Source organism: Streptomyces sp. NRRL WC-3549 (assembly GCF_000721935.1).
GTDB lineage: Bacteria > Actinomycetota > Actinomycetes > Streptomycetales > Streptomycetaceae > Streptomyces.
Genome location: NZ_KL585401.1, coordinates 41932 through 47582 on the forward strand (window position 1 = coordinate 41932; position 5651 = coordinate 47582).

Sequence of the window (5651 nt, forward strand, 5' to 3'; positions counted from 1 at the left end):
CCCCCCGCCGGTACTCCCGCTACCAGTTGCGCATGGCGGCCCGTGCCCGGGAACTGGTCGACCAGGGAACCCCCATCGAGGCGGCCTGCCGCATCGTCATCCTTGAGGACCAGCTCGAAGAGGCCCAGCGCATCAACGCCGAATACCGCCGCTCCGCCGGTTCGTCCGGCCCGCCCGTGGCCTGAGCCGCCGCACCCGTCGGCGGTTCCGTGCCCCGCGGGGTCTTCGAACGCCTTCTGTGCCCATGCCCGAGCCTGCGGTGTGGGTGTCCCGTCGGATGCGCGTGGGGCCGTGCCGGTCGCCGGGGATGTGGGGGTGGAAGTCCTCCGCGATCGCGTCGCCACAGGCCCTTCTCCACCGCCTCCTGGGCGAGTTGTGCCCCCTTCGGGGCCGACGCGGACCAGCCGACGACGCGCCGGGAGGAGGGGCCCGCGACGAAGGCGACGGAGACGGTCTCGCCCAGGCGGCGACGTGCGTGAAGTCCGCGCCCCGGCAGTCGTTCGGCGCGTGGGTCACGAACTGCCGGTCCAAGCAGCCCCCGGCCGCGTGGTGGACGGCGCCGGGGACGGGAGGTACCGGGATGGGCGGTGCCGGGGACGGCGTCCACCGTGCGACGGAATGCCGGTGCCGGCCGTGACGTTGAACGGTTCGACCGTGGGTGGCCGTGCTGCGCGAGCCGGCCATCTTTTCATGTGCGAACCGGGCGGAGTTCCACCGTGGACATCTTCATCATCGGCATCACGGGCAAGATCGGCGGCCTGCTCGCGCAGGAACTCACCGCCAGGGGTGACACCGTCCGCGGCCTCGTGCGCCGCGAGGAACAGAGGGCGGACCTCGCCGCGCAGGGCATCCACGCGGTGGTCCGGGATCTCGCCGGTATGCCCGTCCCGGAGCTGGCGGACGCCTTCAGGGGCGCCGACGCCGTCGTCTTCGCCGCAGGATCCAACGGCGGGAGTGCGCAGGTCACGCAGGCGATCGACGGTGACGGCGTCAGCCGCGCGATCGAGGCGGCCCGCCACGCGGGTGTTCACCGCCTCGCCCTGGTCTCGGTCCTCCCGGAATCCTGGCGGGAGCGCGACCTCGACGACGAGGTCGAGTACTACTTCGCGGTGAAGAAGCAGGCCGACGTGGCCCTGAGCCGCAGCGACCTGGACTGGCTGATCCTGCGCCCGTCCCTGCTCACCGACGATCCCGGCGCGGGCACCGTCTCTCTCGGCCCGGCCGAACTCCACGGCGAGATCACCCGCGCCGACGTCGCGGCGACCCTTGCCGCGTTGCTGCACGAGCCCCGCATCAGCCGCCAGATCCTCGAACTCGACTCGGGCTCCACGCCGATCGGTGACGCCGTGACGGCCAACGTCCGCTCATGACCGCGATCCGGCCCCCGCGCCGCGTCGGGGCCGGCCAGGAGTGTCCGTGCGCCGGTCTGGGACCTCTTCGCCGGTCCCGAAGTGCACGGAAGCCGGCGTGTGCCGGCCGATGCCGGAATGTCGGCGCGCGTGGTCGTCGTACGCCACGAAGGCGTCGAACCACTCCCGGGCGCGGGCCGGCCGCGCCCGTCCTCCTCGCTGTCCCCCGCGAGGTGCGTCGTCGGCAGGCCGGCGCATGGCCTGGAGCCGACCGAAGGCGTCCGGTAGGCCCCCGGGGCGGTGCGGCCCGACGCGACCGAGGGCGCGCGGGAGTCCAGGCGGTGGGGTAGGCGCCGCCCTTCGGCGTTGCCCGGCAGCGGCCCCCGGGGCCGTCCGGGTGGGCGAGGCCCGGGGACGCATGGGGGACAGGCGCCCGTAGAGGCCCAGTTCCAGCCGGCGCGCCGACCGGGCTCCCGCACCTTGCGGCGAAGCGGCGTACGCAGGGGGCCCGCATGGGTCGGACCCGGTCCGACCGGGCAGAGCACGGCCCGCCTGATGTGACGTCGATGGCGCCCCCGGCAGGACTCGAACCTGCGGCCAAGCGCTTAGAAGGCGCCTGCTCTATCCACTGAGCTACGGGGGCCGGTGCGGGCCTCGACGGTCGCGGAGGGCGCTGGGACTAGCCATCCGTGACCTTGCCGGGACAAGGATAGGGCTCTTGGCGCCCTGTCCCGGTTGCTTCACCTGCGTGGCACGATGTGGAGGTTCGGTGAAGCGAACCGATAATCGCAGGTGGGTACGGATCGTGCACCGCTTTTCGCGCCTCGCGCCCCGGGTGTTGTGCACTCGTTATGCCTGCGCCCCACTCGTCCGCTCTGTCCCCCGGGGCGGATCCGCCGCGCAGAGAGGGCTATACGCTTCAAAAAGGCGCCAAAATTGGGCATTCTTCACATGTGGTAACCATGGATGTACGGCCCCAGCTCATCGACGCACTTTCCGCCCTGCGCGACCGTGTCGCCGCCGTGCGTCTTCCCCTGCCGCTCCCCGGTGCCGAACGAGCCAGGCAGACGCGGGCCGAGCTGCTCGCCCAGCTCGACGACTACCTCGTGCCCCGCCTCAGGGCCCCCGAGGCCCCGCTGCTCGCGGTGATCGGCGGTTCGACCGGGGCGGGTAAGTCGACGCTCGTCAACTCCCTGGTGGGTTGCCGGGTCAGCGAGGCCGGGGTGCTGCGTCCGACCACCCGGACACCGGTGCTGGTCTGCCATCCGGACGACCACCACTGGTTCGCCGGGGTGCGCGTACTACCGCAGCTGACCCGGGTGTGGCTGCCCCCGGGACAGGCCCCCGACCCCGACCGGCTCGACCAGGCCGGGGCGGACGGGGACCAGGACGGCACCGTGCTCCGGGTGGAGACCGCGGCGACGCTGCCCCGGGGGCTCGCGCTGCTGGACGCCCCGGACATCGACTCGCTCGTCGTACGCAACCGGGTGCTGGCGGCCGAACTGATCTGCGCCGCCGACGTATGGGTCATGGTCACCACCGCCTCCCGGTACGCGGACGCGGTGCCGTGGCACATGCTGCGGACCGCCAAGGAGTACGACGCCTGCCTCGTCACCGTCCTGGACCGCGTGCCGCACCAGGTGATCGGCGAGGTGTCCCGGCAGTACGCGGCGCTGCTCACCCGCGCGGGCCTGGGAGACGTGCCGCGCTTCACCATCCCGGAGCTGCCGGAGTCCGCGGGCGGAGGCCGGGGCCTGCTGCCCACCACCGCCGTCGCGCCCCTGCAGGCCTGGCTCACCCACCGGGTGCAGGACCCGGCGGCCCGTCAGCAGGCCGTGAGCCGGACGGCCTGCGGGGTCATCGACTCGCTCGGCATGAGGATGCCCGAACTGGCCGGGGCGGTGGCGGCGCAGTACGCGGCGGCCGTACGGCTCACCGGGGTCGTCGACGAGGCGTACGGCAGGGAGTCGGAGCGCGTGCGCCGGCGGCTGGCGAACGGCGCCGTGCTCGCCGGGGCCGCACGCACCCGGTGGCGCGGCTACCCGCTCTACAGCACCGCCGGGGAACTGCTGGACGCGCTCGTCGAGAGCCTGGTGGCCCTGCTCCAGTGCGCGGTGGCCGCCGCCGACGAGAAGGTCCGCTGGACGTGGCAGCGCGATCCCGCGGCCGGGAACTTCCGGTTCGAGGACGTCGGCCGGGAGGCCGGGGGGTGGGGGCCCGCCGAGGACATCCAGGGCCGTATCGCCGTGGCCGTACGACGGTGGCGGCGGGTCCTGGAGGAGCTGGCCGAGGAGGAGGCGCGGCTGCTGGACCGCAACGCCGCGCCCGACGCCGAGACGGTGGCCGCGCTGCTGGCCGCCACACTGCTCGGCGGACGCCGCGCCCGGGGCGCCGGCGAGCAGCTCGCCGAACGGATCGGCGCGCAGGGCGCGCTGCGGCTGCGCGACAAGGGCGGGGCGCTGCTCACCGACTGCCTGGAGAAGGTCCTGCACGGTGAACGCGACCGTCGGCTCGCCCCGTTGGACGCCCTGGAAGTCGCCCCGGAACCGCAGGCGGAACTGATCGCCGCGCTGTCCGTACTGCAGAGGGAGAGGAGCCGGCGATGACCGCCGTCACCGATCAGGACCAGGAACAGGGCCGGGAGCACGGCCGAGGGCCGGACCCGGAGGGCGGCAAGGCGCCGGAGGCCGCCGAACGGCACTGGGACGACGGGCTCATCGCCCGCCGGGCCGCCGACGTCGTACGGGTGGACGAGTGCGGGACGCCGCCCGTGGCCGAGGACGTACGGCCGCAGGTCGAGGCGTACGGGCTGCAGACCGGTCCCCTGCGTCCGCGGCTCGACGCGCTCCGCGAACTGGTCGGACTCTCCCGCGCCAGGCTCGACGGGGAGACGCTCGCCGAGGCCGGACGGGTGCTGGACGAGGCCTCGGCCCGGCAGCGGCTCTCCTCCCGGCACACGGTCGTGGCCATCGCCGGGGCCACCGGCAGCGGCAAGTCGACCCTGTTCAACGCACTCGCCCGCTCACAGATCTCCGACACGGGCCTGCGCCGGCCGACCACCTCCGCGCCGATCGCCTGCAGTTGGACCGACGGAGCCGCCGGGCTGCTGGACCGGCTGGCCATCCCGGGCCGGCTGCGGCGGCGTCCGGTGCTCGGCGGTGCGCAGGCCGAGGACTCCTTGCAGGGGCTGGTGCTGGTGGACCTGCCGGACCACGACTCCGCGGCGACCGGCCACCGGGACGAGGTGGACCGGGTGCTGGCGCTCGTCGACGCGGTGATCTGGGTGGTCGACCCGGAGAAGTACGCCGACGCCGCCCTGCACGAGCGCTACCTGCGCCCGCTCGCCGGGCATGCCGAGGTCACCTTCGTCGTCCTCAACCAGATCGACCGGCTCCCGGGAGAGGCCGCGGACCTCGTCCTGGACGACCTGCGCCGGCTGCTCGACGAGGACGGCATGGTGGTGGGGGAGCACGGAGACCCCGGTGCCACCGTCCTGCCGGTGTCGGCACTCACCGGCCAGGGCGTCGGCGACCTCAGGGAACTGCTCGGCCGGTTCGTCCAGGACCGTACGGCGGCGGCGCGCCGGCTCTCCGCCGACGTGGACGCGGCCGCGGCACGGCTGCGGCCGGTGTACGTCGCCGAGGGCCGGCCCGGACTCGGCGAACGGTCCCGCGACGCGTTCGCCGACCGGCTGGCGGAGGCGGTGGGCGCGGCGGCCGCGGGGGAGGCCGCGGAACGCGAGTGGCGCAGGAACGCCGGACGGGCCTGCGGGACGCCGTGGTTGCGGCTGTGGCGCTGGTACCAGTCCACCCGGCAGCTCGGCGCCGGGCTGGACCTGATGGCGCAGGCGCTCGCGCCGCCCGAGGAGGAACTCACCGCCCGGCAGCGCGTGGAGCAGGCGGTGCGCAAGCTGGCGGACGACGCCGTGGTGGGGCTCCCCGCGCCCTGGGCGCAGGCGGTGCGCGAGACCGCGGTGAACGGTGCGAAGGGGCTTCCCGAGGCCCTGGACGAGCTGTCGCGCAAGGCGCACGCGGGCGACGGCGCCGGGAGCGGGAAGAGGAGGAGGAAGGGGCGGGGGCGAGGCGAGGAAGGCGCCGCCGACGGCGAGGCGCGGAGCGGGGCCGGGACCGACGAGCCGGGGGAACCCGGCGAGCCGGAGGCACCGCCGCCGTCGCGGGCGGCAGGAGCGGCAGCCGGGGCCTCGGTCGGCCGGGGCGGCGGTGCGGTACGGGGCCGGTGGCCCGGCCGCGTACGGCAGGACCGTGAGGCCCGCGGTGGGTGCCCTCGGCGGCCGGGCCGCCA

At 74.8% G+C, this 5651-nt stretch carries 3 protein-coding genes, 1 tRNA gene and 1 pseudogene; 4 read left to right on the top strand and 1 reads right to left on the bottom strand.

Features of this window, described 5'->3' with window-relative positions; all coding sequences use genetic code 11:
- Both IH13_RS0116685 and IH13_RS0116690 read left to right on the top strand, forming a co-directional pair.
- Positions 1-185 (top strand): annotated as a pseudogene (locus IH13_RS0116685) (MerR family transcriptional regulator); the annotation flags it as partial.
- A gap of 531 nt (positions 186-716) precedes the next feature.
- Complete coding sequence (locus tag IH13_RS0116690) at positions 717-1370, top strand: NAD(P)H-binding protein (protein WP_031085207.1); 654 nt, start codon at positions 717-719, stop codon at positions 1368-1370.
- 546 nt (positions 1371-1916) lie between these two features.
- Here IH13_RS0116690 and IH13_RS0116695 read toward each other — a convergent pair.
- Positions 1917-1992 (bottom strand) — tRNA-Arg (locus IH13_RS0116695).
- A gap of 319 nt (positions 1993-2311) precedes the next feature.
- Between IH13_RS0116695 and IH13_RS0116700 the strand changes: the two genes are divergently transcribed.
- Positions 2312-3955 carry a dynamin family protein gene (locus IH13_RS0116700; RefSeq protein WP_031085208.1) on the top strand — a complete coding sequence of 548 codons (1644 nt, stop codon included), beginning with the start codon at positions 2312-2314 and terminating at the stop codon, positions 3953-3955.
- The coding region (locus tag IH13_RS0116705; RefSeq protein ID WP_234433312.1) for a YfjP family GTPase at positions 3952-5651 on the top strand (1700 nt) is incomplete at its 3' end. The genes IH13_RS0116700 and IH13_RS0116705, both read left to right, overlap by 4 nt.

Excerpts from the sequence above, each read along its gene's own strand:
- IH13_RS0116700 (WP_031085208.1), top strand. The coding sequence starts at position 2,312 with ATGGATGTACGGCCCCAGCTCATCGACGCACTTTCCGCCCTGCGCGAC.